The 24,657-nt window shown below is 72.7% G+C and carries 23 protein-coding genes and 1 pseudogene; 9 read left to right on the forward strand and 15 right to left on the reverse strand.

All coding sequences use genetic code 11. The features are described from left to right. Positions 1-29: 29 nt before the first annotated feature. Together EDC02_RS30420 and EDC02_RS30425 are read right to left on the reverse strand one after the other, a co-directional pair. Positions 30-1,457 carry a M17 family metallopeptidase gene (locus EDC02_RS30420; RefSeq protein WP_370461619.1) on the reverse strand — a complete coding sequence of 476 codons (1,428 nt, stop codon included), beginning with the start codon at positions 1,455-1,457 and terminating at the stop codon, positions 30-32. A gap of 240 nt (positions 1,458-1,697) precedes the next feature. Next, positions 1,698-1,865, reverse strand: a complete 168-nt coding sequence (locus EDC02_RS30425; protein WP_007455245.1) for a DUF3117 domain-containing protein — start codon at positions 1,863-1,865, stop codon at positions 1,698-1,700. 190 nt (positions 1,866-2,055) lie between these two features. Between EDC02_RS30425 and EDC02_RS30430 the strand changes: the two genes are divergently transcribed. Beyond that, positions 2,056-2,868, forward strand: coding sequence for a PaaX family transcriptional regulator C-terminal domain-containing protein (locus tag EDC02_RS30430; RefSeq protein ID WP_123605722.1), 813 nt, complete (start codon positions 2,056-2,058; stop codon positions 2,866-2,868). Positions 2,869-2,916: 48 nt separating this feature from the next. Then, on the forward strand, positions 2,917-3,708 hold the full coding sequence (locus EDC02_RS30435) for an enoyl-CoA hydratase-related protein (protein WP_123605723.1): 792 nt from the start codon (positions 2,917-2,919) through the stop codon (positions 3,706-3,708). A gap of 87 nt (positions 3,709-3,795) precedes the next feature. Here the strand turns inward: EDC02_RS30435 and EDC02_RS30440 are convergent, their stop codons facing one another. Genes EDC02_RS30440 through EDC02_RS30455 form a run of 4 tightly spaced genes read right to left on the reverse strand, consistent with a single transcriptional unit; the run spans position 3,796 to position 6,099 of the window. Beyond that, a complete protein-coding gene (locus tag EDC02_RS30440; protein WP_233606525.1) occupies positions 3,796-4,422 on the reverse strand; it encodes a hypothetical protein in 627 nt (208 codons plus the stop codon). Positions 4,423-4,454: 32 nt separating this feature from the next. Then, a complete protein-coding gene (locus EDC02_RS30445; protein WP_123605724.1) occupies positions 4,455-5,057 on the reverse strand; it encodes a DNA-3-methyladenine glycosylase I in 603 nt (200 codons plus the stop codon). Then, positions 5,054-5,539: an SRPBCC family protein gene (locus tag EDC02_RS30450; protein WP_123605725.1), complete on the reverse strand. Its 486-nt coding sequence runs from the start codon at positions 5,537-5,539 to the stop codon at positions 5,054-5,056. The genes EDC02_RS30445 and EDC02_RS30450 overlap by 4 nt, the downstream gene beginning before the upstream one ends. Further along, positions 5,536-6,099 (reverse strand): DivIVA domain-containing protein, encoded by a 564-nt coding sequence (locus EDC02_RS30455; protein WP_123605726.1) that lies wholly within the window; start codon positions 6,097-6,099, stop codon positions 5,536-5,538. Before EDC02_RS30455 ends, EDC02_RS30450 begins: the two co-directional genes overlap by 4 nt. Before the next feature lie 166 nt (positions 6,100-6,265). On the opposite strand from EDC02_RS30455, the gene folP reads away from it, so the two are divergent. After that, on the forward strand, positions 6,266-7,135 hold the full coding sequence (folP, locus tag EDC02_RS30460) for a dihydropteroate synthase (RefSeq protein ID WP_123605727.1): 870 nt from the start codon (positions 6,266-6,268) through the stop codon (positions 7,133-7,135). A 16-nt stretch (positions 7,136-7,151) separates the two neighbouring features. On the opposite strand, the gene EDC02_RS30465 is transcribed toward folP, so the two are convergent. Then, positions 7,152-7,529 (reverse strand): NADH-quinone oxidoreductase subunit A, encoded by a 378-nt coding sequence (locus EDC02_RS30465; RefSeq protein ID WP_123605728.1) that lies wholly within the window; start codon positions 7,527-7,529, stop codon positions 7,152-7,154. A gap of 303 nt (positions 7,530-7,832) precedes the next feature. Between EDC02_RS30465 and EDC02_RS30470 the strand changes: the two genes are divergently transcribed. Then, positions 7,833-9,680, forward strand: a complete 1,848-nt coding sequence (locus EDC02_RS30470) for a 2-oxoacid:acceptor oxidoreductase subunit alpha (RefSeq protein ID WP_123605729.1) — start codon at positions 7,833-7,835, stop codon at positions 9,678-9,680. Continuing rightward, complete coding sequence (locus EDC02_RS30475) at positions 9,673-10,737, forward strand: 2-oxoacid:ferredoxin oxidoreductase subunit beta (RefSeq protein WP_123605730.1); 1,065 nt, start codon at positions 9,673-9,675, stop codon at positions 10,735-10,737. Before EDC02_RS30470 ends, EDC02_RS30475 begins: the two co-directional genes overlap by 8 nt. 74 nt (positions 10,738-10,811) lie before the next feature. On the opposite strand, the gene EDC02_RS30480 is transcribed toward EDC02_RS30475, so the two are convergent. Next, on the reverse strand, positions 10,812-11,831 hold the full coding sequence (locus tag EDC02_RS30480) for a TrkA family potassium uptake protein (protein ID WP_123605731.1): 1,020 nt from the start codon (positions 11,829-11,831) through the stop codon (positions 10,812-10,814). 336 nt (positions 11,832-12,167) lie between these two features. On the opposite strand from EDC02_RS30480, the gene EDC02_RS40510 reads away from it, so the two are divergent. Both EDC02_RS40510 and EDC02_RS30490 read left to right on the forward strand, forming a co-directional pair. Continuing rightward, positions 12,168-12,326, forward strand: a complete 159-nt coding sequence (locus EDC02_RS40510; RefSeq protein ID WP_158632368.1) for a hypothetical protein — start codon at positions 12,168-12,170, stop codon at positions 12,324-12,326. 185 nt (positions 12,327-12,511) lie between these two features. After that, a complete protein-coding gene (locus tag EDC02_RS30490) occupies positions 12,512-13,042 on the forward strand; it encodes a phospholipase (RefSeq protein ID WP_123605733.1) in 531 nt (176 codons plus the stop codon). A gap of 86 nt (positions 13,043-13,128) precedes the next feature. On the opposite strand, the gene EDC02_RS30495 is transcribed toward EDC02_RS30490, so the two are convergent. Both EDC02_RS30495 and EDC02_RS30500 read right to left on the reverse strand, forming a co-directional pair. Further along, the gene (locus EDC02_RS30495; RefSeq protein ID WP_199757973.1) at positions 13,129-15,912 is read right to left on the reverse strand and encodes an adenylate/guanylate cyclase domain-containing protein; all 2,784 of its coding nucleotides are present in this window, start codon (positions 15,910-15,912) and stop codon (positions 13,129-13,131) included. A gap of 93 nt (positions 15,913-16,005) precedes the next feature. Further along, positions 16,006-16,242: a zinc ribbon domain-containing protein gene (locus tag EDC02_RS30500; protein WP_123605734.1), complete on the reverse strand. Its 237-nt coding sequence runs from the start codon at positions 16,240-16,242 to the stop codon at positions 16,006-16,008. 57 nt (positions 16,243-16,299) lie between these two features. Here EDC02_RS30500 and EDC02_RS30505 point away from each other — a divergent pair, with 57 nt between their 5' ends. Both EDC02_RS30505 and EDC02_RS30510 read left to right on the forward strand, forming a co-directional pair. After that, on the forward strand, positions 16,300-17,625 hold the full coding sequence (locus tag EDC02_RS30505; RefSeq protein ID WP_123607247.1) for a lytic transglycosylase domain-containing protein: 1,326 nt from the start codon (positions 16,300-16,302) through the stop codon (positions 17,623-17,625). Positions 17,626-17,698: 73 nt separating this feature from the next. Next, positions 17,699-18,721: a GNAT family N-acetyltransferase gene (locus EDC02_RS30510; RefSeq protein ID WP_123605735.1), complete on the forward strand. Its 1,023-nt coding sequence runs from the start codon at positions 17,699-17,701 to the stop codon at positions 18,719-18,721. 61 nt (positions 18,722-18,782) lie between these two features. On the opposite strand, the gene hemB is transcribed toward EDC02_RS30510, so the two are convergent. From hemB to EDC02_RS30535, 5 genes and pseudogenes are all read right to left on the reverse strand, one after another. Continuing rightward, on the reverse strand, positions 18,783-19,754 hold the full coding sequence (gene hemB, locus EDC02_RS30515; protein ID WP_123605736.1) for a porphobilinogen synthase: 972 nt from the start codon (positions 19,752-19,754) through the stop codon (positions 18,783-18,785). Between the two features lie 9 nt (positions 19,755-19,763). Continuing rightward, complete coding sequence (locus EDC02_RS30520; protein ID WP_123605737.1) at positions 19,764-21,344, reverse strand: uroporphyrinogen-III synthase; 1,581 nt, start codon at positions 21,342-21,344, stop codon at positions 19,764-19,766. Positions 21,345-21,408: 64 nt separating this feature from the next. Further along, a pseudogene (hemC, locus tag EDC02_RS30525) lies at positions 21,409-22,371 on the reverse strand (hydroxymethylbilane synthase); the annotation flags it as partial. Continuing rightward, positions 22,368-23,687, reverse strand: a complete 1,320-nt coding sequence (locus EDC02_RS30530) for a glutamyl-tRNA reductase (RefSeq protein ID WP_123605739.1) — start codon at positions 23,685-23,687, stop codon at positions 22,368-22,370. The pseudogene hemC and the gene EDC02_RS30530, both read right to left, overlap by 4 nt. Continuing rightward, positions 23,684-24,520 (reverse strand): redox-sensing transcriptional repressor Rex, encoded by an 837-nt coding sequence (locus EDC02_RS30535; RefSeq protein ID WP_123605740.1) that lies wholly within the window; start codon positions 24,518-24,520, stop codon positions 23,684-23,686. The genes EDC02_RS30530 and EDC02_RS30535 overlap by 4 nt, the downstream gene beginning before the upstream one ends. Positions 24,521-24,657 lie beyond the last annotated feature (137 nt).

The raw sequence follows: 24,657 nt of genomic DNA on the forward strand, positions 1-24,657 counted from the left end.
GAGGAACGGAGCCGACCCTCGGCCGGCCGTCATGCCGCCGGGTCGAGCGCGGTCAGCCAGCGCACCAGCGTCCGTACCCCCCAGCCGGTGGCGCCCCGGGTCAGCTCGGCGTGGTCGTCGTCGGACCAGGCCGGGGCGGACATGTCGTAGTGTGCCCAGCGGTCGCGCAACGGCCCGGTGAACTCGCGCAGGTAGAGCGCGGCCACCACCGAGCCGGCCCCCCGGTCCGGGGCACTGAACAGGTCGGCGATCTCGCTGCCCAGGTACTCGACGTAGTCGGCGTGCAGCGGCATCCGCCACGCCCCCTCCCCGGCCGCCACCGAGGCGTCGAGCAGCGCTCCGGCCAGGTCGTCGTCCTCGCTGTACAGCGCGGCGGTACGCCGGCCCAGGGCGATCGCGTTCGCCCCGGTGAGGGTGGCGAGGTCGACCAGATAGTCCGGGGTGAACCTGCTGACCGCATAGCTGATCGCGTCGGCCAGCACCAGCCGGCCCTCGGCGTCGGAGTTGGTGGTCTCGCTGGTCCGCCCGCCGTAGTGCCGCACCACGTCACCGGGGCGGAACGCCGCCCCGCTGACCATGTTCTCGGCGAGCGGAACCAGCACGGTCAGCCGTACCGGCAGCGCCAGGTCGGCGACGGCGACGGCGGTGGCGACCACCGCGGCGGCCCCGCCCATGTCCTTGCGCATCAGCTTCATCCCGTCCACCGGCTTGATCGAGATGCCGCCGGTGTCGAACGTGATGCCCTTGCCGGCGAGCACCACGTGCCGCCCGGCGTGCGGCGGGGACCAGTCGATCTCCACCAGGCGGGGACCAGCCACCGAACCGCCGCCGACCGCCAGCAGCGCGCCGAACCCCTCGGCGGCCAGCTCCGCCGGCCCGCGTACCGAGACGGTCAACCCGGGCCGGTCGGCCGCCGCGGCGGCGACCTGCTCGGCGAACCAGGCCGGGTTCTTGACCGAGGACGGCATGTTGGTCAGGTCCCGGGCCAGGTAGGTGGCGGCGGCGGTGGCCCGGGCGTACCGCAACGCCTGTTCGGCCGCCCCGGTGGGCGGATGGGCGAGCAGCACCACCGGCAGCCGGTCGTGCGCCCGATCGGCGTCCGCCGCCGGTCGGGGCTCGCCCGGCGCGGTGAACCGGTAGCCGGCCAGCCAGCAACCTTCGGCGAACCCGCGGACCGCCGCCGGGCCCGCCTGCGGTGGTACGGCGACCAGACACGGCCCGGCGGCCGGTTGGGCATCCCGGCGCAGCAGCCCGCCGACGGCCGCGCCCGCCGCCCGCCAGCCGGCCTCGTCGGCCGCGCCGACCCCGGCCAGAATCACCTGGTACGGCGAGTGCCGGGGCCGGTGCAGCACTTGCATCTCGCCGGCGCTGCCATCGTGCCCGGTGCGGCTGAGCAACGCGGCGGCCGACGCGGCGAGCTCCGCGCGGTCGCCGTCGATCGTCAACTGGTCGGGCAGTGGTCCGAGCCGCGCGCCGGCCGGCCCGGGGTCCGGCTCGACGGGCAGGACGATGGTGCCGGCGGCGGTGGTCTCCGCCAGCAGACGGATGGCGAACACGCCGGGGTTACCTCCAGGTACGAGATTGGGTGCTGCCCACGGCGTACCGAGTCCGCCGACCCGGCGGGGGCCGGATCGGCGGACTCGTCAACCGTCGCTATGTCGACCCGTGGGCCAGCGTCGCCCCCGGGTCCGGCTCGATCAGCCTGCGGCGGCCTTCAGCGCATCACCGAGCGCGTTGGCCTCGTCCGGTGTCATCTCGACGACGAGTCGACCCCCACCCTCCAGCGGAACCCGCATGACGATGCCCCGGCCCTCCTTGGTGACCTCCAGCGGACCGTCGCCCGTCCGCGGCTTCATCGCCGCCATGTTGTCTCCCCTCAGACTTGCCCCAGGGCCGCTGGGGAGCACCCCAGCCACCTCGTAAGTCTCACCGCATCCCACTGCCACGGTGCCGACCAACGATTTTCCCTGATGAACACCGCCGGACCCAAACCGAGGCCACAATGCTGTGACAGCGTCTAGCTTATCTTGAAGTGGGCTGTCACAATGTGCGGTCATGCAGGCACGGTCGGCGCTCTTCGACCTGTTCGGTGACCATCTTCGGCCACGAGGTGGTCGCGCGCCCGTCGCTGCCCTGGTCAAGCTGCTGGCCCCGCTCGGGATCGCGCCGCCCGCCGTGCGCACCGCCGTCTCCCGGATGGTGCGGCAGGGATGGCTGCAACCGTCCCGGCTGGCCGCCGGCCCGGGCTATCTGCTGACCCCGAAAGCCGCCCGGCGGCTGGACGAGGCGGCCGCCCGGATCTACCGCACCGGCAGGATCAGCTGGGACGGCAAGTTCGACCTGCTGGTACTCGACCCACCCGGCGGTCGGCGGGACCGGCAACGGCTGTGCGCCAACCTGAGCTACCTCGGCTACGGGATGCTGGACGAGCACACCTGGGTGGCGACCCGGGCCGCCGGCGAGGTGGACGGCATGCTGGCCGAGGCCGGCGTACGGTTCGAGCGGTTCACCGCCGCCCACGCCGCCGGCACCACCGGGGCCGCCGCGCTGGTCCGCCGCGCCTGGGACCTGGCCCAGATCGGACAGGCCTACGAGCGGTTCGTCGCCGCGCAGCGACCGCTGCTGGCCAAGGTGACCGTACGCAGCGACGACGAGGAGGCGTACGCCGCCCGGTTCCAGCTGGTCCACGCCTGGCGCGGGTTCCTGTTCCGGGATCCGCAGCTCCCCCCGGCGCTGCTGCCCGAACGCTGGCCCGGGACGAGTGCGGCGACCTTCTTCGACCGGCACGCCACCCGGCTTCGCCCGGCCGCCGACCGGTACGTCGACAAGTGCCTGGAGCTCGGCCAGCGCGACGGCGGACCGCGCTGAGCCGCACCCGCGCAAACTCCCGCCAGCCTATCGAAAGGGGCATCCGAGGTGACCGAGGCGCTGATCGTCGACCGTCGTGGTGCGGTCGTCACGTTGACCCTGAACCGACCCGACTCGCTGAACTCGCTGAACGTCGAGCTCAAAGAGGCGCTGCGTGACGCGCTGGCCGAGGTGGAGACCGACCCCGGCTGCCGGGCGGTGGTGCTGACCGGTGCCGGGCGGGCCTTCTGCGTGGGGCAGGACCTGCGCGAACACGTCGAGACGCTGGAATCCGGGACGGCCGAGCCGCTGGACACCGTCCGGGAGCACTACAACCCGATCGCCACCCGGCTGGCCGGACTGTCCAAGCCGGTGGTCGCCGCGGTCCGCGGCGCGGCGGCCGGCGCCGGCGCCTCGCTGGCCATGCTGGCCGATCTGCGGATCGGTGGGCCACGGACCAGCTTCCTGATGGCGTTCGCCAACGTCGGGCTGGCGATGGACACCGGCGCCTCGTGGGCGTTGCCCCGGCTGGTCGGCTACCCGAAGGCGACCGAGCTACTGCTGCTGGCACAGCCGGTGCCAGCCGCCGAGGCACACCGGATCGGGCTGCTCAACCAACTGGTCGACGACGACGAGCAGATCCTGCCGGTAGCCCACGAACTCGCCGAACGGTTGGCGGCCGGGCCGACCGTCGCGTACGGGGCGATCAAGCGCGCGCTGTCCATCGGCGCCTCGGGTTCGCTGGCCGACGCGCTGGCCGCGGAGACGCAGGCCCAGTCGATCTGTGGTGCCACCACCGACCACCGGCAGGCGACAGCTGCGTTCGTCGCCAAGCAGCGGCCGGTGTTCGACGGGCGCTGAAGCCGCCGGCACCCGGCCTGACCGGGAGCCACGTCGGGGCCGACCGGGAGCCATGTCGGGGCCGCTGACCGGGCCGCAGCCGTCCCGTCAGTCGTCCTCCTCCGGGTCCTGGTTGGCCTCGGCACCGAGCACGAACGCCTGCATGGCCAGCTCGTCGCCGCTCGGGTAGACGAAGGCCGGCAGTTCGCGGGGGCCGAGCTCGCGCACGTACGACCAGAACAGCCGGACCGCCTCCGCCGCCGTCGGTGCCTCGATCGGCAGGTCAAGGCTGACCAGCCAGGCGCGACGGTCACCGGCCGGGGCGAGCCGGCCGGCCAACGACCGGTAGGTGGCCCCGTCCACCGGGGTCACCGCCCCGGTCAGCCGCAGGGCGGCCGCCGGCACCGGCTCGTCGAAGGCCCGGCAGGTGTAGTGCACCACCAGCGGTTCGGGCTCGGCCGCCCGGGTCTCCCCGCCCTCGACGCCGCCGCCGGCGCCGCCGATCCGGCCAAGCGCGACGACGAACCGGGGGTCGCCGTCGGTGACGACCAGCACCGGCGCGCCGTACGGCGGCCGGGGGTCACCGTCGAGGCCGGTCACCTCCAGCGTGTCGTGGTGGAACAGCCGCTCCGCCTCGTAACGCTGGGCCGGGATGACCACCGCCCAGGCACCGGTGCCGGACCGGACCGGGCCGGGCGTCGCGGGCTGATCGTCGAGCTGGCTGATCTCGCGCATGCTCCTATCTCATCACGACGCGGGGCGGCGGATCACCGGACCACGACCGGGCCGCCGGACCGCGTCGGCGGCGGCACGTGGCAGCCGGCGACATGGTCGTCGACCATCCCCGTCGCCTGCATCAACGCGTACGCGGTGGTGGGTCCGACGAACCGGAGGCCGTGCCGTTTGAGCTCCCGGGCCAGCGCGGTCGACTCGGCGGTGACCGCCGGCACCTGGTCCACCGAGGCGAGCCGGGCGGACCGGGGCGCCGGGGCGTGTCGCCAGAGCAGCTCGGACAGGCCGGTGGGCAGGTCGAGTACGGCCCGCGCGTTCGACACGGCGGCCTCGATCTTCGCCCGGTTGCGGACGATGCCCGCGTCGGCGAGCAGCCGCTCGACGTCGGCCGGGCCGTACCCGGCGACCTTCTCGATCCGGAAACCGTCGAAGGCAGCCCGGAACGCCTCCCGCTTGCGCAGGATCGTCAGCCAGGACAGGCCGGACTGGAAGGCTTCCAGGGTCAGCCGTTCGTACAGCGCGTCGTCGTCGCGGACCGGTCGACCCCACTCCTGGTCGTGGTACCGGCGGTAGTCCGCCGAACCGGCGCTCCAGCCGCACCGGGCCAGGCCGTCCGCCCCGACGCTCAGCCCGGTCACGGCAGCGCCCCGGTCTCGACCAGCCGGCCGAACTTCTTCAACGCCTGGGTCAGGCTCACCTTGGAACCGGGCCAGAGCAGCGGCCAGGCCATCCGGCCGGCGACGCCACCGGGCAGGTGGAACCACTCGTGCCAGACGACCTGGGTGCGGTCGTGGTCCATCTGGGTGCAGCGCAGCACCCCCGGGCCACGCAGCAGGGTGCCGCAGTGCACCACCCGGACCTCGTACGGAGCGTCGACCCGGACCACCCGCATCTCGTCGCGCAACGCCACCGGACCGACCGCGGTGACCGCCGCGATCAGGCTGCCCTCGCCGCCGTCGCCCGAGACCACCTTCACGTCGGTGAAGGGAATCCACTCGGACTGCCGTTCCCAGGCGGTGAAGGCGGCGAACACCTGTTCGGCGGGGGCCCGGATGATGACCGTCGCGGTCACCTCACCGGCGCCGGGGGTGCCGGCGGCGGCCTCGTTCGGACCGCTCACCTGGCAGCACCGTCCGCCGGGCGGGCCTCCGGCCCGGCCCCGGCGGCTGCGTCGACCGTGGGTGACGGGGCGGACTCCGGCTTGTCGGCGGTGGCCGACTCCGGCTCGGCGGCGGGGCTAGCGGCCCCGTCCGGCTCCGCCGTCGCGGTGATGTCGATCGGCGCACCGTCCCCGGCAGGCGCCGGCAGGTCGACGGCCGGCACGAGGGCCGCGTTCCGGGCCAGCCGCAACTGGTCGGCGTCCTCGGTACGCCCCTCCCGCAGCGCCGCCACCTCGGCCTGCAGCACCTCGATCAACTCGTCCTTGTACCCGATGTCGTACGCCGCCCGGCGCAGCGCCTGGTCGACCTGCGCCATCCGGTACCCGCGCAGCGCGGTGTCGAACCGGACCTGGCTGACGTCGTGCTCCAGCAGCGGTCGGGTGCCGGGCAGCGGGACCGCCCGCCCGTCCGGCTCGACCGGGACCAGCCCCGGGTCGTTGCCGGTGACGAGCACGGTGACCCCGAAGACGACCGCGGCGACGGTCAACGCGGCGACCAGAACGAGGAGAAACTGATCCATGACCGAATCGTGGCATGCCGGCGCGGCGAGGGCGACCCCCGGCGGCGCGTCGTCGGTCGGCGGCGGGCTCTCCCGCCCCGGTGAGCGCCGCTCCCGGCGACCGCCGGCAGTCGGCATCCCGCAGCCGGTTAGCCTCCTGGCAGGCGGGACGGGATCGGAGGCACGGATGGGGCGTACGCTGCGGCTCGGCCGACGGTCCCTGGCACCCGGGGATCTCGCGGTGATGGCGATCGTCAACCGTACGCCCGATTCGTTCTTCGACCGCGGCGCGACCTTCGCCGCGGACGCCGCGCTGCACGCGGTCGCCGCCGCGGTCGCCGCCGGCGCGGACATCGTCGACATCGGCGGGGTGAAGGCCGGGCCCGGGACCGCCGTCGACGTGGCCGAGGAGATCGACCGTACGGTCGACACGATCGCGGCGGTCCGGGCCGCCTTCCCGGACCTGGTCATCTCGATCGACACCTGGCGGGCCGAGGTGGCCAGGGAGGCGGTCGGAGCCGGCGCCGACCTGCTCAACGACACCTGGGCCGGCGCGGATCCCCGGCTCGCCGAGGTCGCGGCGGCGACCGGGGCTGGGCTGATCTGCTCGCACACCGGTGGGACCACGCCACGGACCCGACCGCACCGGGCCGCGTTCGACGACGTGGTGGCCGACGTGGTGGGTACCGTGACCGGCCTCGCCGAGCGCGCGGTCGGTCTCGGGGTACGGCCGGACGGCATCCTGATCGACCCGGCACACGATTTCGGCAAGAACACCCGGCATTCGCTGGAGGTCACCCGGCGGCTCACCGAACTGGTCGACACCGGGTGGCCGGTCCTGGTTGCCCTCTCCAACAAGGATTTCATCGGAGAGACCCTGGATCTGCCGGTCGACCAGCGGCTGGAGGGCACCTTGGCGGCCACGGCGGTCTCCGCCTGGCTGGGTGCCCGGGTGTTCCGGGCGCACCAGGTCGCGGCGACCCGGCGGGCGCTGGACATGGTGGCGTCGATCCGGGGCGACCGCCCGCCGGCGGTGTCCCGCCGGGCGTTGGCCTGACCGGGTCCGGTCGCGGTCAGGTCCAGCGGAGCACGTTCTTTCGCCAGGCGTAGAGGATGCCCAGCGCCAGGACGGCCACGAAGACGCCCATCTCGGCGACGGTGACCAGGCCGAACCCCGGCCGGTCGAAGATCACCGCCCAGGGGAAGAGGAAGACCGCCTCCACCGCGAAGAGCACGTACAGGAACGCGTACACGTAGTAGCGGATCTGCGCCTGGGCCCAGTCGCCGCCCACCGGGTCGAGGCCGCACTCGTAGCTGGCCCGTTTACCGACCGGGTCGGCCGGGTGACCCGGCCGCAGCAACCGGTTGGCGCCGTAGCCGACGGTGAAGAAGGCGACGCCGACCAGCAGCAACAGCCCCAACGTCGCGTACGAGCCGAGGTAGCCCTGCATGTCCGACAGCCTACCGTCCGGTCGTCCGGGCCGGCCTGGGCCGAGCGGCCGAGACCGGCGTCACCGCCCCGTGACCGTAGGGTGATTCCAGTCCCACCGGGCGGACCCGAGCCGGGTATCCGACCCGATCCGACGTAGGCTTTCCTCAGAGTGTCACCATGGTTAGGACGCCCTTACCGGGACACCCATCGTGGCACCGGGCAACGGCAGCGCCACGGCCGGCAACAGCCGCAGGACGCCGGCAACCGCCCCAGCACGGCCGGCGATCCACGCCACCGGCAGGAAACGAGGAGGTCAGCTCACGTGACCAAGCAGGTCCGTCAACTGGATCGGGTGGTCATCCGTTTCGCTGGCGACTCCGGTGACGGTATGCAGCTGACCGGTGACCGGTTCACCTCGGAGACCGCACAGCTCGGCAACGACATCTCCACGTTGCCGAACTTCCCGGCCGAGATCCGGGCTCCCGCCGGCACCCTGCCCGGGGTGTCCAGCTTCCAGGTGCACTTCGCCGACTACGACATCCTCACCCCCGGTGACTCACCGAACGTCCTGGTCGCCATGAATCCGGCGGCGCTGAAGGCGAACCTCGGCGATCTGCCGCGCGGCGCGGACATCATCGTCAACACCGACGAGTTCACCCGGCGCAACCTCGCGAAGGTCGGATACGCCGCCAGCCCGCTGGAGGATGGCTCGCTCGACGGGTACGCCGTACATCCGGTGGCGCTGACCTCGATGACCATCGGCGCGCTCGCCGAGCTGTCCGTATCGAAGAAGGACGCCGAGCGGGCGAAGAACATGTTCGCGCTGGGTCTGCTCTCCTGGATGTACTCCCGGCCGTACGAGTCCACCATCCGGTTCCTGGAGCGCAAGTTCGCCAAGCGCCCGGACCTGGTAGCGGCGAACATCGCCGCGTTCAAGGCCGGCTGGAACTTCGGCGAGACCACCGAGGACTTCTCGGTACGCTACGAGGTCAACCCGGCCCGGATGCGCCCGGGCACGTACCGCAACATCACCGGCAACGCGGCGCTGTCGCTCGGGCTGGTGGCCGCCGGGGTCCGGGCCAAGCTGCCGATCTTCCTCGGTGCCTACCCGATCACGCCGGCCTCGGACATCCTGCACGAGTTGAGCAAGCACAAGCGGTTCGGTGTGGTCACTATGCAGGCCGAGGACGAGATCGCCGCGGTCGGCGCGGCGCTCGGCGCGGCGTACGGCGGTGCTCTCGGCATCACCACCACCTCCGGGCCGGGCGTGGCGCTCAAGGGCGAGACCATCTCGCTCGCCGTCGCGTTGGAGCTGCCGCTGGTGATCGTCGACGTGCAGCGGGCCGGTCCGTCCACCGGCATGCCGACCAAGACCGAGCAGGCCGACCTGAACATGGCGCTGTTCGGCCGGCACGGCGAGGCACCGGTGGCGGTGATCGCACCGCGCTCGCCGTCGGACTGCTTCCACGCCGCCATCGAGGCGGCCCGGATCGCGCTCACCTATCGCACCCCGGTGCTGCTGCTGTCCGACAACTACGTGGCCAACGGTTCCGAGCCGTGGCTGCTGCCCGACGTCGACTCCCTGCCCGACCTGCAGGTCGAGTTCGCCACCGAGGCCAACGACGACGACGGCAAGACCTTCCTGCCGTACCTGCGCGACCCGCAGACGCTGGCCCGGCCGTGGGCGATCCCCGGCACTCCCGGTCTGGAGCACCGCATCGGTGGTCTGGAGAAGGCCGACCGCACCGGCGACATCTCCTACGACCCGGCGAACCACGACTTCATGGTGCGGACCCGGCAGGCCCGGATCGACGCGATCCCGGTGCCGGACGTCGAGGTGGAGGATCCGGACGGCGACGCCCGTACGCTGGTGCTGGGCTGGGGGTCGACGTACGGGCCGATCGGTGCCGCCTGCCGGGCGTTGCGCCAGCGCGGCCTTTCGGTGGCGCAGGCGCATCTGCGGCACCTGGCACCGCTGCCGGCCAACCTCGGCGAGGTGCTGCGCAACTACGACCGGGTGGTGATCCCGGAGATGAACCTCGGTCAACTGGCCCACGTGATCCGGGGCCGCTACCTGGTCGACGCGATCGGTTACAACCAGGTCCGGGGCCTGCCGTTCACCGCCACGGAGCTGGAGACCATGCTGGAAGAGGTCGTGAAGAATGTCTGAGCCCGCCCGCAACGGACGCCCCGGCGGTACGCCGGTGGCGGTCAAGCTCACCGCCAAGGACTTCAAGTCCGACCAGGAGGTGCGCTGGTGCCCCGGGTGCGGTGACTACGCGATCCTCGCCGCCGTGCAGTCGTTCATGCCGGAGCTGAACATGCCCCGGGAGCGGATCGTCTTCGTCTCCGGCATCGGCTGCTCGTCACGCTTCCCGTACTACATGAACACGTACGGCATGCACTCCATCCACGGCCGGGCGCCGGCGATCGCCACCGGCCTGTCGGTATCCCGCCCGGACCTGTCGGTCTGGGTGGTGACCGGGGACGGCGACGCGCTGTCGATCGGCGGCAACCACCTGATCCACGCGCTGCGCCGTAACGTCAACCTCAAGATCCTGCTGTTCAACAACCGGATCTACGGGTTGACCAAGGGGCAGTACTCGCCGACCTCCGAGCTGGGCAAGATCACCAAGTCGACGCCGGTCGGCTCGGCCGACTCGCCGTTCAACCCGCTGTCGCTGGCCCTCGGCGCCGAGGCGACCTTCGTCGCCCGGACCATCGACTCCGACCGTAAGCATCTGCAGTCGGTGCTGCGTGCCGCCGCCGAGCACCAGGGTTCGGCCTTCGTGGAGATCTACCAGAACTGCAACATCTTCAACGACGGCGCGTTCGAGCAGTTGAAGGAGCCGGCGACCCGGGACGACTACCTGATCCGGCTGGAGCACGGCCAGCCGATCACGTTCGGGGCCGACGGGCAGTTCTGCGTGGTCCACCCACCCGGCGGCTTCGGGCTGGAGGTCCGCGAGACCGCGTCGGTGCCGGCCGAGCAGATCGTGGTGCACGACGCCACGATCGCCGAGCCCGCCTACGCGTTCGCGCTGTCCCGGCTGCCCGCCGCCGACCTGCGCAACACGCCCATCGGGGTGTTCCGCAGCGTGTCCCGGCCCAGCTACGACAACCTGATCCAGACCCAGGTCGAGCAGGCCCGGGCGGCCGCCGAGGGCACCCCTGAGGAGCAGTTGGCCGGGCTGCTGCGCAGCGGCGACACCTGGTCGATCAACTGACTGGCCGGTTTCCGGACCGACCTGGTCGGTCCGGAACCGATTTCCTGGCCGACCAGCGGCCGTTCGGGGTGGCGTCAGCCGATCGACGGCGTGCTGGCCGAGGTCCGGTCGTCGCGGACGTAGACCAGCAGGTCACCTGTCTCGATCTTGACGCTGTCCGGGTCGGCGAGCGACACCACCCGGCCGCGCCGGATCAGCGCGATCACCAGGTTGGCCAGTTGCCGCGGTGAGGTGCCCACCTCGTCGCGGTTCGCCGAACGCATCGCCAGCGCCATCCCCTGCCCCGGGGTGAGCAGGTCCTCGACCACGTCGATCAGCGGCGGCGCCGACGTGGACAGGCCGAGCAGCCGGCCCGCGGTGGCGGACGAGACGATGACATGGTGCGCACCGCTCTGCCGCAGCAGTGCCGCGTTCTCCGCCTCCCGGGCGGCGGCGATGATCCGTACCTTCCCGGCGGTCAACTGCCGGACGGTCAGCGTGACCAGGACCGAGGCGTCGTCGCTGTCGGTCGCGATGATCACCGCCTTGGCGTGCTTGACGTGCGCCTCGTTGAGCACCGACGACCGGGTGGCCGATCCTTCGATGGCCACCAGCCCGGCGGAGGTCGCCTGCCGCAGCGCGATCCCGCTGCTCTCCACGACGACGATGTGCTGCTTGTCGAAGCCGTTCTCCAGCAGCGCGGAGACGGCGCTACGGCCCTTGGTGCCGTAGCCGCAGATGATGACGTGGTCCTTCACGTTCTTTCTCCACCGGGTCAGTCGAAGGTTCGTCCGGTACTGCTCGGTGAGCACCTCCAGGGTGGTGCCGACCAGGATGATCAGGAAGACCACCCGGGCGGGCGTGATGATCAGGACGTTGACCAGCCGCGCCGACTCGGTGACCGGGGCGATGTCGCCGTACCCGGTGGTGGAGAGGCTGACCACCGCGTAGTAGAAGCTGTCGAGCAGCGAGACGCCGTCGCCGTTGGCGTCCCGGTAGCCGTCGCGGTCGGCGTACACCACGGCCACCACGCCGAGCACCAGGCCGATCGCCGCCATCAGCCGCAGGCTCAGTGCCCGCAGCGGCCCCTGCCGTACTGCGGGAAAGTGAATCACCGCCGGCCCGCCTCCGCCTTCTTGTCCCCGTACACGCCCACAACATAGCTGTTCCGTGCCGTCTGATCTTGATCGCCTGGACAACACCTTGCGCCAGGTGCGTCCGGGACGGAAGCGGTGGTATCCCGCCGCCTCAAATCTTGCTTAGAGACATTGCATCGGGACGCAGTGTTGTCGATGCTCACCCAGCAAGCCATCCATCCGTGAGTTTCGGAGCAGCCTGTGAACCCGCCACGACCGACCGCCATTCCTGCGATCACCCCAGGGACGGTATTGCGACTCGGCAAGGACGATTGGCGGTACGGCGGACACAATCTCATCCTTCAGGTGGAGCAGATGCGACCCGATCTGTCGGTCTATTACGACAATCGGTGGGTGTGGATCGTCGGACGTTCCCTCGGAACGGATGGCGGCGGGCTCGGCCGAGTGGTCGCCCTGGTCCGGGTCGCCGCGTTGCCCGGTGCGACCCAGGCCGACGCCACCGACGTCGGCTGACCACGGGCCGGTCGGCCGATGTGACCGGTCCGGCCGACTCGTCTGTTTACACACTGGTCGACAAACAATCAGGCCAACTAAAGATCGACTCTAGCTGATACCACGAGACTGTGGACACGCTTGTGACCCATCGGTAACAAGCGCGCCGACGCCGCCCCCACGGACCGTCCACCGGAGGTATCGCGATGACCCGACGCCTGACCACCCTGCTCACCGCCGCACTGCTCGGCCTCACCGCCGCCCTCGGCTCGGCCAGCCCGGCCGCCGCCGTGCCCGCCGACAAGCCTGCGGTCCTGTCCAGCTGGACCCAGACCAGCGCGAGCAGCTACAGCGCCTGGAACTTGGCTCGGCTCAACCAGGGGGGCTGGGCCGCGTACCAGTTCGACTGGTCGACCGACTACTGCTCGTCCAGCCCGGACAACCCGCTCGGCTTCGACTTCCGGCTCTCCTGCCACCGGCACGACTTCGGCTACCGCAACTACAAGGCGATCGGCCAGTTCTCCGCCAACAAGGCACGGGTGGACAGCGCCTTCTACGAGGACCTCAAGCGGGTGTGTGCCCGGTACAGCAGCTTCGTCCGGCCGGCCTGTCTGAGCCTCGCCTGGACGTACTACCAGGCGGTGCGCATCTTCGGCGCGCCGGTCGTGAATGCCGCCGACCTGGAGCGGGCCCGGCAGCTGCAGGCCGCCGGGCCGCGGCTGGTTGGCACCGACTGACCGCACCGCACCCGGCCGGCCCGTCCTCTCCCCCCGGGGGGGCCGGGCCGGCCGCCGGCCACCACGGCCGCCGAGCGGGTCGCCAGTCACCACGGCCGGGCCGGCCGTCGGCCACCACGGCCGCCGAGCGGGTCGCCGTCACCGACCGCGTCAGCGGACTCGTCGGCGAACCACCGGGCGCCGGTCGTCAGGTCCGGATGCTCCACCGCGAGCGCCAACGCCGCCGCCTCGACCAGACCCATCCGGCTACCCTGCGCGTACCCGGCGTCGAACGCCCTGTCGCCGATCGCCGACCGCACCTTGGCCTGCTCCTGCGCCCAGTAGCCGCCGAACATGCCGGCCGTGCTGCGCAGCGCCGAGCGGGTCGCCTGAGCGGCACCGAACAGGCGGGCAGCGGTCGACGGATCGCCGCCCAACGCGCACCGGACCGCCATCGCGTTCAGCGTGTCGCAGGCCCGCCGGTGGAACCCGTACCGCATCCGGGACCGTAGCGCCACCACCAGGTGGTCGTGCGCGGCGACCAGGTCCCGGCGGCCCAACGCCACCAGCCCGAGCAGCATGTCCACGGTCCGCCGGCCGCGTTCCGCCGGCCGGGCGGCCTCCGCCGGGCGGGCGGTGGCCAGCACCTCGGCGGCCTCGTCCAACGCCCCCCGCCGGCAGAGCAGTTCGGCCAGGCTGTAGACGGCGAACAGCGCGTCGCCGACCGCGCCGTTCGCCGCCGCCCAGTCGATCACCCGCCGGCACACCTGCTCGGCCTCGACGAACTGCCCGAGATCGATGAGCGAGGCACCCCGACCGGCCAGCACCCGGGCCAGCAGGCCCGCGTCGCCGGCCTGCCGGGCGGCGGCCTCCGCCCGGTGCGAAAACCGCATCTCCTCGCCGAACTCGCCGTCCGCGCCCGCGTGCTGCGAATGCATGTGGTACGCGGCCGCCAGCTCCGCCTCGGGGATCGCCTCGCCGGTCTCGGCGATCCGCCCGTACAGCCGGAACAGCCACAGCCGGCCTTCCCGGGCCAGGCCGCGTTCGCGCCACCACTGGTCGAGCCCGCTGGCGAGCTGCAGGCCACGCCGGGCGCTGCCACCGGTGGTGCTCCACCGCAGCGCGGCCCGGAGTTCGTCGGCCAACGGATCGAGGGTGTACAGCGAAAGGGTGACCGGCTTGCCGTCCGGGCCCAGGTAGGCACGCTGCAACGCGTGCAGGGCCCAGGCCACGTGCCGGTCCCGGGCAGCCTGCTCCTCACCCGCTTCGACCAGCCGCCGTGCCGCGTACGCCCGGATCGGGTCGAGCATCCGGTAGCTGGTGCCGCCGGCGGCCGGCTCGGCCTGGATCATCGACTTGTCGACCAGCACCGCCAACGGCCCCAGCGGATCGTCGTCGAGCAGCCACTCCACGGTGGCCAGATCGATCGGTCCGGCGAAGACCGACATCCAGCGCAGCAGGCGGGCCGCCCGGGGGGCCAGCGTCCGGTAGGACCAGGTGACCGTCGCCTGCAGCGTGCCGTGCCGCCGCCCGGCGGAGCGCTGCGCGTCGACCGGCTCCTCGTGCCCCGCGTCCAGCACCCCCAGGACATCGTCGAGGCGATCCACGAGCTGCCCGACGGAGAGCACCCGAAGTCGGGCGGCGGCGAGCTCGATCGCCAGCGGCAACCCGTCCAGCCGGGCCGCCACCCGATGCAGCTGGGCGGTTTCGGTCGGACCCGGCGGGTGACCGCCACGGGCCGCCGCCGTGCGGTCCAGCAACAGCGCCACGGCATCGCTGGGGCCGCCGGCCGGCCCCGGTTCGGCCGACATCGGCGGAATCCGCCACACCACCTCGCCGGGCACCCCCAGCGGCTCCCGGCTGGTCGTCAACACCCGGACCTGCCGGCCACCACCGAGCAGCCGGGCAATCACCTCGGCACACGCCGCCGGCTGGGCGTCGCAGGTGTCGAGCACCAGCAGCAGCCGGCGGGCGGCCGCGTACTCCACGACGGTGTCCAGGATCGGCCGGCCCGGCTCCGGCCGCAGGCCGAACACCGCGGCGACGGCGAAGGCGACCAGGCCGGGATCGGTCACCGTCGCGACGTCGACGAACCACACCCCGTCCGGGTGGCCGGCCGTGGCCGGGTCCACCGCCGGTGATTCGGCAGCATCACCGCCGCTGGCGTCAACCGCGACCTCGATCGCCAGCCGAGTCTTGCCGGCACCGCCGGCACCCACCACGGTGACCAGCCGGTGTTCGGCGACCAGCTGGCGCAGCTCGTGGCGTTCGGTCCGGCGACCGACAAAGGAGCTGATCTGATTGGGCAGGTTGTGGCTGGCCGAGTCGGCCGTACGCGGTCTGGGAAACTGGCGCTCCAGCCCGGCGGCGACCAACTGGAACAGCCGCTCCCGGTCGTCGAATCCGCGCAGCCGGTGCAGGCCGAGATCGAGCAGCGAGACGCCGACCGGCAACGGGTCGGCGGCCCGGGCGGTCGCAGCGGAACAGAGGACCTGGCCACCGTGCGCCGCCGCCGCGACCCGCGCCGCGCGGTGCACCTCCGGGCTGGCGTACTCGCCCCCGACCGGCTCGGCGTGCCCGGTGTGCAGCCCCATTCGCACCCGGGGTGCGACATCCGGGGTAGGCCACTCGTGCGCGGCCAGGGCCCACTGCGCGCGCCGGCAGGCGTCCAGTGCGGCGGACGCGTCAGCGAACGCCACGAAGAACGAATCCCCTTCGGTGAACAGCTCGGTGCCGTCGCTGGCCGACAAGGTACGCCGCACCAACCGTCGGTGTTCGCTGAGCACCGGGCGGTAGTCGCGGCCGAGCAGTCGGGCCAGCCTCGTCGATCCTTCGATGTCGGTGAACATGAAGGTGACCAGTCCGCTCGGCAGTGCGATCGGTGCCGACACCCGTGGAACCTCCGCCCCGCTGGGAAGTCGCGTTTCATGCTGCCGCAGTCAGGCAACCCAGCTCATCGCGAACCGGTCAGCGCTGCGGGTCAACTAGCATCCGCACCCGCCACCGCAGCAGCCGCCACCTCCGCCGGCCGGGGCTGGCGGCATGGCCGGCAGCCCACCGGAGGCCCCGGCACCACGGCCGGTGATCGCGACGGTGGACAGCAGCTTGACCGTGTCGGAATGTCCCTGCGGGCAGGCCGCCGGATCTCCTGCCTGGGTCATCGGACGGTTGACCTCGAAGGTGTCGCCGCACGCGCGACAACGGAACTCGTACCGGGGCATGTGGATAGGGTACGGCGGGAACTGACGCTTCCGGCCGGATGGGTGATACTCGACGGCATGGTCGAGGACGGGTCGGGCACGCCAGCACCACACCGGTTGCGTCCGGCGGTGCCGGCGCCTGCCCGGCCGCCGCGGCAGGAAAGCACCCCGGACCCGGACCTCGTCTCGTCGACCGACGCCGCGTCGACCGGCGATTCCGGACCAGGCAGCGACACCCGACCGACCGGCGATTCCGGACCACGCGGCGACACCGGACCCGCCGCGGGTGACGGCACCCGGCCGACCGCCGCCAGCGACCCCGGCGGCAGCAAACCCACCGACAGCGACCCCGGCGGCAGCAAATCCGGTGGCGACGGCGGCACCCGGCCGATCGGTGCTTCCGCAGACGAGCAGGCCCGGCCGGCGACCGACCCACCCGTACCGGCACCGGCCACCACGCTGGCCGTGGTCGGCCGACACCGCCGGGAGGACGCGCCGTTCGGCACCCGGATCGGCTGGCTGCACCCGGCGCGGCTGCGACCGGTCCGGCGCGGCCTGCGTCGAGCGGCCCGGGCGGCCGGCGCGTGGAGTCGCCGACCGGCCGGCCGGTTGGCCCTGCCAGGTCTGCTCCTGCTGGCTCTGGTCGCCGGCAGCGGTGCCGCCGGTGCCGTGCTGGTCCCAGCGGCCGCCGGCGACCGGCAACCGGCCCCCTCGCCCACGGCACTCGGCACCACCGCCGTACCGCAGTTGCCTGAGACCACGGACCCCGACCTGCTCGAGCCACCGGCGGATCCCCCGCTCGACGGCGGGCTGAACCCGGGTGCCCCGACCCGGCCGGCCACGGTCCTCGCCGCCTGGGCGACCCGCACGGCCAGCCGGGTCGACATACCGGTAGTGGCGATGGAGGCGTACGGCTACGCCGAGTTGGTGCTGGCCACCACCACGCCGGACTGCCGGCTGTCGTGGACCACGCTGGCCGCGATCGGCATGATCGAGTCGACTCACGGCCGGGCGAACGGGTCGCGGTTGGACGCCGACGGCCGCGCCGTACCGCCGATCACCGGGCTGCCGTTGGACGGTGCCGGCGGACGTCAGCGGATCACCGACACCGACAACGGCGAGTTGGACAACGACCCGGTGTACGACCGGGCGGTCGGCCCGATGCAGTTCATCCCGACCACCTGGGCGGAATTCGCTGTGGACGCGGACAACGACGGTGTCATCGATCCGCAGGATATCGACGACGCCAGCCTCGCTGCCGCTAACTACTTGTGCCGGAACGGGCGCGATCTGTCCACACCTTCCGATTGGTGGAGTGCGATCCTGTCGTACAACAACGTGCAGCCGTACGCCCAGGCGGTCTTCGACACCGCCAACGACTACGGCGTACGTAGCCGTACTTAGTGCAATCAGATAGCCACAATTTCCGGCCCGGCCACTTTCGCAACCGGCGACTTGGCGGCAAGCTAGACGCGTGATGGTACGCGAGTGGGACCCCCGAACCGCGTCGTCCGCCGAGATCTCATCTCTGCTGGACTGTCTCAACCGGGTATTCGAGACTGACCTGCCAGGCGATCCGCGCTGGCGGCCAGACTTCCTGCGGGAGTACCTGACCGAGACGATGCCCGGGGTCCGACGGATCTGCTGGCTGGCCGAGGAGGCCGCTGGCGACGACGGCCGGCCAGGTCCGGTCAACGGGCACGTGAACGTGCTGCTCCTCGGCGACATCGGAGTGCTCGAGATCCTGGTCCGGCCCGACGCCCGGCGCAACGGCCTGGGCCGGGAACTGTTGGCGCTCGCCGTACGCCGCGCCTACCACGAGGGGTTCAGCTCGGTCGGTGTCGAGGTCATCGGGGGCACCTGCGCCGTCGACTTCTACGAGTCACTGGGGTTCGCCCGCCAGTTCCGGGAAATCCGCAGCGTGCTCCGGCTGCCGGCGGTCGACTGGACCGCGATCGAGAAGACGGCACAGGACCCGGTCCCCGGATATCAGATCGAGTTCCATCCGGGCGGGCCGCCGGAGGGTCTGGTCGAGGCGTACGCCCGGACCAAGGCCGAGCAGAGCGTGCCGGAGGCCGGCGACCTGGACCTGCGGCCCAGCTCCTACGACCCGGACCGGCTCCGGGACAGCCTCGGCTGTCTGCGTCGCCGCGGCATGACGCCGTACATCGTGCTGGCCCGGCACCTGGCCAGCGGCGCGGTGGCCGGGCTGACCGAGGTGGTGGTGCCGGCGCAGCACCCGACCCGGGCCGACCAGTACGACACCATCGTCGCCCAAGCCCACCTGGGGCACGGCATCGACCGGGCGATCAAGGCCCGGATGCTGCTGGAGCTGCGTAGCGTCGAGCCGAGGCTGGCCGAGGTGCAGACCTGGAACGCCGAGGGCGACGAGGATCTGATCGCGATCAACGCCGAGCTCGGCTACCAGCCCGACCGGGACTGGTGGGACTACGGAGCCGACATCGCCACCCTGATGCACAGGCTCGGCGTGCGCAGCTGAACGACCCGGGTCGGCGGGTGTGCCATCGACCTGGGCCGGTGGGTGCCGTCGGCTCCCCCGGTCAGAGGGCGTTCGCGACCTCCGTCGCCCAGTAGGTGAGGATGATCTGCGCGCCGGCCCGCCGGATCGACGTCAACGTCTCCAGGATCACCCGGTCCCGGTCGATCCAGCCGTTCGCGGCAGCCGCCTCGACCATCGCGTACTCGCCGGAGACCTGGTAAGCGGCGACCGGGACGTGCACCCGCTGGCGGACCGCCGCGATCACGTCCAGGTACGGCAGCGCCGGCTTGACCATCACCAGGTCGGCACCTTCGGCGACGTCCAGCTCGACCTCGCGCAGCGACTCCCGCAGATTCGCCGGATCCTGCTGGTAGGTCCGCCGGTCGCCGACCAGCGCCGACTCCACCGCGTCGCGGAACGGCCCGTAGAACGCCGAGGCGTACTTCGCCGCGTACGCGAGCAGTGCGGTGTCGGTGTACCCGGCCGTGTCCAACGCCCGGCGCACCACCCCGACCTGGCCGTCCATCATCCCGGACGGACCGAGCATGTCCGCGCCGGCTTCGGCCTGCGCGACGGCCAGCTGCGCGTACGCGGCGAGCGTCGCGTCGTTGTCCACCGTCCCGTCGGCGGCGAGCAGGCCGCAGTGCCCGTGCGAGGTGAACTCGTCGAGGCAGAGGTCGCTCATCACCACGGTGGCGTCACCGACCTCGGCGACCACGTCCCGGATGGCGACGTTCAGCACGCCGGCCGGGTCGACACCGGCGGAACCGGTTTCGTCCCGGCGCTGCGGCACGCCGAACAGCATGATCCCGCCGACCCCGGCCGCCACCGCCTCGGCTGCGGCCTTGCGCAACGAGTCCCGGCTGTGCTGGACCACCCCGGGCAGCGACGGGACCGGGCGCGGCTCGGTGAGCCCTTCCTTGACGAACATCGGCAGCACCAGCTCGGCCGGGGACAGCCGGGTCTCCTCGACCAGCCGCCGCACCGCGGCGGTACGGCGCAGCCGGCGTGGCCGGCTCTGCGGATACGTCATCGCGCCGACTCAGCGGAACCGCAGCGCGGTCGGCCCCTGCACCTTGGACCCGCGCCGCTGCTTGGCCGGCATCGCCACCAGCTTCTCCCGCAGCTCGACCGCGTAGCCGGCCAGCGCCTCCACCAGCTCCGGGACCGACGCGTGCGGCGGCTGCACGTCCACCCGCAGACCGAACTCGGTGGCGGTCTCGGCGGTCTTCGGGCCGATCACCGCGACCACCGTCCGGGCGTGCGGCTTGCCGGCGATGCCGACCAGGTTGCGCACGGTGGACGAGGAGGTGAACAGCACCGCGTCGAAGCCGCCGGACTTGATCGCGTCGCGGATCTCGGCCGGTGGCGGCGCGGCCCGCACCGTCCGGTACGCGGTGACGTCGTCGACCTCCCAGCCGCGCTCGGTCAGCCCGGCGGCCAGGGTCTCGGTGGCGATGTCCGCCCGGGGCAGCAGCACCCGGCCGACCGGGTCGAGGATCTCGTCGTGCGGCGAGAACTCGGCCAGCAGCCCTTCGGAGGACTGCTCACCGGCCGGCACCAGCTCGGGCTGGATCCCGAAGGCGCGGACCGCGTCGGCGGTCGCCTCGCCGATACAGGCGATCTTGACCCCGCCGAAGTGCCGGGCGTCCAGCCCGTGCTCGGCGAACTTCTCCCACACCGCCCGTACGGCGTTGACCGAGGTGAAGACGACCCAGGCGTACCTGCCGTCGACCAGGCCCTTGACCGCCCGCTCCATCTGCGCCGGGGTACGCGGCGGCTCGACCGCGATGGTCGGCACCTCGCACGGGATGGCACCGTAGGCGCGCAGCTGGGCGCTCATCACGCCGGCCTGCTCCTTGGTCCGCGGCACGAGCACCTTCCAGCCGTACAGCGGCCGGTTCTCCCACCAGCTCAGCTTGTCCCGCTCGGCGACCCCGGCACCGAGGGTGAGCACCACCCGGCCGGTGAAGCCGAGCGCGGCGGCGACGAAGCTGTCCACCGTCGAGGTGGTGGTGTACTGGGTCTCGCCGGTCCCGTCCCCGGTCACCGCGACCGAGGTGGCACCGTCGACACCGGCGGCGAGCAGTCCGTCGCGGACCGCGGCGAGCTCCCCGGCGTCCACCGCCAGGGCGAGCGAACCCCGGCCGACCGCCGCGGCGAGCGCGTCGAAGTCAAGGCCGGCGGTGTCGTCGACGTCGGCCACCGTACGGATGCCGGGCAGCGGGACCCCGGCGTAGCCGGCCACCCCTTCGGCCTGGCTTACCCCGGGGACCACCTCGAACGGCACCGCGGTACGCGCGACGGCCTGTACCTCGGTCACCACCGCGTGGTGGCCGAACGGGTCGCCGCAGACCAGCCGCACCGCGGCCTGCCCGGACCGGGCGGCGGAGATCAGCACCTTGGCCACGTCACCTGGCGCGCCCTCGGCCGGGCTGAGCTGGGTGTCCGCCTTGGCGCCGGCGCGGACCGCGGCGAGCAGGGTCTCCGGGACGCCCCGGTCGTAGACGACCTGGTCCGCTTCGACCAGGGCGTCGTGCGCCCGGCGGGTCAGCAGGCCCGGGTCGCCGGGGCCGGCGCCCACGAACGCGATGTGGCCGGCGAGCTTACGGGTGCGGGTCATTTATGCTCCCCATGTTCTGGGTCGTCGCGCCGGACGGATTGGGCGCTGAAGGTCGCTGGGGTACCACGCCGTCGCCATCCGCGGCCCTGGACGGACCGCCGGGCGTGGCCCCCGGAAGGATCGTGTCGGCTCCGGCGTCGAGCAGCTCGGCGGCGAGCGCCGCGCCGATCTCGACGGCGGTGGCCGGGGGACCGGTGCGCGACAGTCTGATCTCCCGGAGTCCGTCCGGGCTGATCACCGCCCCGCGCAGGTAGATCTCGTCGCCGTCATCCCCCTCGGCGACTTCCGCGTACGCCGCGACCGGTGCGCTGCAGCCGGCCTCCAGCGTCGCGAGCAACGACCGTTCCGCGGCGACCGCGGCCCGGGTCGGTGCATGGTCGAGCGTGCCGAGCAGCTCGACCAGGTCGGTGTCGTCGGCCCGGCATTCGACGGCCAGGGCGCCCTGGGCGGGCGCCGGCAGCATCAGCATCGGGTCGAGAGTCTCGGTGATCTCGGCGGTCCGGCCGAGCCGGGCCAGGCCGGCCCGGGCCAGCACGATCGCGTCGAGATCGGGCTGCGGGCCGCGTACCCGGCCGATCCGGGTGTCCACGTTGCCACGGATCGGGGTGACCACGAGCTGACGGCCGAGGGCGTTCAGCTGGGCGATCCGGCGCAGTGCCCCGGTGCCGACGGTGGCCCCCGGCGCAAGCTCGGCGAGCATTCGGCCGTCCCGGCTGATCAGCGCGTCACGCGGATCCTCCCGGGGCGGCACCGCCGCGACCAGCAGCTCCGCCTGGCCGGCGGTGGGCAGGTCCTTGTACGAGTGGACCGCGAAGTCGATGTCCTTGGCCAGCAGCGCGTCGCGCAGCGCGGATACGAACACGCCGACGCCGAGCGCGGCGACCGGCGCGGTGGACCGGTCCCCGGCGGTGACGATCTCCACCAGTTCGACGTCGCGGCCGGTGGCGGAGCGCAGCGCGGCGGCGACCCGACCGGACTGGGCGGTGGCCAGGGCGCTGCCCCGGGTACCCAAACGCAACACACTCATCGGTCGGCCTCCAGGTCCGGCACGTCGCCGGCGGTGGAGGTGCCCGGCACCTCCAGGTCGAACAGCTGGCGCAGCAGCGCGGCGTACTGGTCACCGCCGGGCTCGGCGGCGAGCTGACGCACCCGTACGGTCGGCGAGTGCAGCAGCCGCTGGACCACCCGGTGCACGGTGTGCGCGACCTCGGCGCGCTGGTCGTCGGTGAGGTCCGGCCGACGCTGCGCGAGTCGGCGCAGCTCGGCGCCGACCACGTCGTCGGCGCGGCCGCGCAGCGCCGCCACGGTGGGCGCCACGTCCGCACCGCGCATCCAGCTGAGGAAGGACTCCACCTCGGTGTCGACGATCCGGGTGACGGCCGCCGTGTCGGTCGCGGCGGGCGCGTCGGTGAGCGAACCGGCCAGGCCGTCGATGTCGATCACCGCGACGCCGGGCAGCGCCGCGGCGGCCGGCTCCACGTCCCGGGGTACGGCGAGGTCGAGCAGGACCAGCGGACCGGTCCGGTCGGCCGGGCGGGCGGCCAGCACCCCGGCGACGGCGTCGCGGGTGAGTACCGGCTCGGCCGAGGCGGTGGCGCTGATCACCAGGTCGACCTGGCTGAGCGCGGCCGGCAACTGGTCGTACGGCACCGCGGTGGCGCCGTACGCTCCGGCCAGCCGGACCGCCCGGTCGTCCCGGCGGTTGACCACCCGGATCGACTCGACGCCCAGCCGGGCCAGGGTGGCGACCGCCAGGGCGCCCATCGCGCCCGCGCCGAGGACCAGCACCGGCCGGCCGGTCAGCCCACCGGGCAGCAGTTCGCCGCCGACCCGCAGGGCCGCGCTGACCACGCTCTGGCCGGCCCGGTCGATCCCGGTCTCGGCGTGCGCCCGCTTGCCGACCCGCAGCGCCTGCTGCATGAGCTCGTGCAGCAGCCGGCCGGTGGCGTCGGCCTCGTTGGCGACGTGGTAGGCGTCGCGCAACTGGCCGAGGATCTGCGCCTCGCCGACCACCATCGAGTCGAGCCCGGCCGCGACCCGGAACGCGTGTTCGACGGCGGCCTGGCCGTAGTGCACGTACAGGTGGTCGGCCAGCTCACCGGGGGCGCTGCCGACCCGCTCGCCCAGTACGCCGCAGATGTCGGCGAGACCGCCGTGGAATCCGGTGACCGCCGCGTACACCTCGACCCGGTTGCAGGTGGAGAGCACCACGGCGGCGTCGACGTACGGCTGGGCGAGCAGCCGGCGCAGCGTCTCGGGCACGTCGGTGGGGGCGACGGCCAACCGCTCCAGGGTGGCGACCGGCGTGGTCCGGTAGGACGCGCCGACGACGAGAAGGTTCATGAGCCGACCGCCTCCGCCGGGCCGGACGCGTCGAAGCTGGCACCGGACACGTCGAAGCTGGCCGCTGTGGCGTCGAAGGTCGCCGCGGCGGCGGGCCCGCCGCCCAGCCCGCCCGGCAACGCGGTCAGCCCCGGTACGCCGTGGTCGTGACCGGAGGCCGACTTGCGGTGCTCGTGGAAGGAGAGGATCTGTAGCTCGATCGCCAGGTCGACCTTGCGCACGTCCACTCCGGCGGGCACCACCAGTACGCACGGCGCGAAGTTGAGGATGCTGGTGACCCCGGCGGCCACCAACTGGTCGGCGACCTGCTGCGCGGCGGCGGCCGGGGTGGCGATCACCCCGATGGCGATCGACTCCTCGGCGGCGACCGCCGGCAGGTCGTCGATGTGCCGGACCACCAGCCCGTTGATCTGTTCACCGACCCGGTCGGTGTCGGCGTCGAAGAGCGCGGCGATGCGGAACCCCCGGCTGGCGAAGCCGGCGTAGCCGGCCAGCGCGTGGCCGAGGTTGCCGACCCCGACCAGCGCGACGGCCCGCCGGTGGGTGAGCCCGAGCACGTACTCGATCTGCTCGATCAGCAGCGCGATGTCGTAGCCGACGCCGCGGGTGCCGTACGAGCCGAGTTGGGACAGGTCCTTGCGGAGCTTGGCGGAGTTGACCCCGGCCGCGCTGGCCAGCCCTTCGCTGGAAACGGTCTCGTGGCCGGCGTCGGCGAGGGTGTGCAGGGCACGGAGATACTCCGGGAGTCGCGCGACCGTCGCCTCGGGGAGGTCCGGCAGCGCCGGAACGGCGTCGACCCGGCCGGACGCGCCTGGCTGGCGGTGCTGACTCATGTGTCTCCGTGCGATGCGATCATTGACCCGCCGGCCCGGCCGGTCAGTCCGGTGCCCCTGTGGCAACCGCCGTCACCTGTTGTGCTATCAGGGCTCGTCAGGATTACAGCGTAGGCGCTTGTGAACGCGTGCACAAA

It is taken from the genome of Micromonospora sp. Llam0 (assembly GCF_003751085.1).
Taxonomy (GTDB): Bacteria; Actinomycetota; Actinomycetes; order Mycobacteriales; family Micromonosporaceae; genus Micromonospora_E.

What these genes read in the sequence shown, in the direction of transcription:
- EDC02_RS30425 (WP_007455245.1), bottom strand. Translation starts at nt 1,865, where the DNA reads ATGGCGGCGATGAAGCCGCGGACGGGCGACGGTCCGCTGGAGGTCACC.
- EDC02_RS30430 (WP_123605722.1), top strand. Translation starts at nt 2,056, where the DNA reads ATGCAGGCACGGTCGGCGCTCTTCGACCTGTTCGGTGACCATCTTCGG.
- EDC02_RS30440 (WP_233606525.1), bottom strand. Translation starts at nt 4,422, where the DNA reads ATGCGCGAGATCAGCCAGCTCGACGATCAGCCCGCGACGCCCGGCCCG.
- EDC02_RS30455 (WP_123605726.1), bottom strand. Translation starts at nt 6,099, where the DNA reads ATGGATCAGTTTCTCCTCGTTCTGGTCGCCGCGTTGACCGTCGCCGCG.
- folP (WP_123605727.1), top strand. Translation starts at nt 6,266, where the DNA reads ATGGGGCGTACGCTGCGGCTCGGCCGACGGTCCCTGGCACCCGGGGAT.
- EDC02_RS30465 (WP_123605728.1), bottom strand. Translation starts at nt 7,529, where the DNA reads ATGCAGGGCTACCTCGGCTCGTACGCGACGTTGGGGCTGTTGCTGCTG.
- EDC02_RS30475 (WP_123605730.1), top strand. Translation starts at nt 9,673, where the DNA reads ATGTCTGAGCCCGCCCGCAACGGACGCCCCGGCGGTACGCCGGTGGCG.
- EDC02_RS40510 (WP_158632368.1), top strand. Translation starts at nt 12,168, where the DNA reads ATGCGACCCGATCTGTCGGTCTATTACGACAATCGGTGGGTGTGGATC.
- EDC02_RS30490 (WP_123605733.1), top strand. Translation starts at nt 12,512, where the DNA reads ATGACCCGACGCCTGACCACCCTGCTCACCGCCGCACTGCTCGGCCTC.
- EDC02_RS30500 (WP_123605734.1), bottom strand. Translation starts at nt 16,242, where the DNA reads ATGCCCCGGTACGAGTTCCGTTGTCGCGCGTGCGGCGACACCTTCGAG.
- EDC02_RS30505 (WP_123607247.1), top strand. Translation starts at nt 16,300, where the DNA reads ATGGTCGAGGACGGGTCGGGCACGCCAGCACCACACCGGTTGCGTCCG.
- EDC02_RS30510 (WP_123605735.1), top strand. Translation starts at nt 17,699, where the DNA reads ATGGTACGCGAGTGGGACCCCCGAACCGCGTCGTCCGCCGAGATCTCA.
- hemB (WP_123605736.1), bottom strand. Translation starts at nt 19,754, where the DNA reads ATGACGTATCCGCAGAGCCGGCCACGCCGGCTGCGCCGTACCGCCGCG.
- EDC02_RS30520 (WP_123605737.1), bottom strand. Translation starts at nt 21,344, where the DNA reads ATGACCCGCACCCGTAAGCTCGCCGGCCACATCGCGTTCGTGGGCGCC.
- EDC02_RS30530 (WP_123605739.1), bottom strand. Translation starts at nt 23,687, where the DNA reads ATGAACCTTCTCGTCGTCGGCGCGTCCTACCGGACCACGCCGGTCGCC.
- EDC02_RS30535 (WP_123605740.1), bottom strand. Translation starts at nt 24,520, where the DNA reads ATGAGTCAGCACCGCCAGCCAGGCGCGTCCGGCCGGGTCGACGCCGTT.